1 protein-coding gene is annotated in these 525 nt (G+C 42.5%); it reads left to right on the top strand.

The features are described 5' to 3' along the window. On the top strand, positions 1 to 525 hold a 525-nt coding region (locus RT41_RS10255; RefSeq protein WP_143467379.1), incomplete at both ends, for a peptidoglycan-binding domain-containing protein.

The raw sequence follows: 525 nt of genomic DNA, 5'->3' as shown, positions 1-525 counted from the left end.
AGAATTGGCGAGGCTACGGCTTTGCTTTGATGTCAGTCGGCAACGATATGTCAAGCTCAGCCGGAGATAATGGCCACGTTGGACTGATTACTCCTGACGGTAGTTTTTACAACACAACAGCCACTGACTGGTTAAATGGTAAAACTTTTTTGAAAAACAATGCGGTTCAAGTTGCACCATGGTCTGCTTACACAGAGGTAACTCGATTGAAAGCACACACGGAGATTTGGGCATTGCCAGAATCAGCTGTAAAGAATAACCTAGTCGTTGACGGATACGACGGTGTAAATACTTGGAAAGCAGTGCAAACGTATCTTAATAGCATTGGTTATCATTTAGTTGTGGACGGAATACCAGGAGTGAACACAATTAAGGCACTTCAACAAGCCTTAAATGCTAAACTTAAAGTGATGAAGGTTAACTTTAATCTTGTGATTGACGGTATTGCAGGCTTTAACACATGGAAAGGGCTACAGATAGTGCTTGGCACTCCAGTAGATGGTGTGAAGTCAAAACCGAGTCAAA

This window comes from Lactococcus fujiensis JCM 16395 (assembly GCF_002441655.1).
GTDB lineage: Bacteria > Bacillota > Bacilli > Lactobacillales > Streptococcaceae > Lactococcus > Lactococcus fujiensis.
This window is presented reverse-complemented; position numbering and strand designations above follow the sequence as displayed.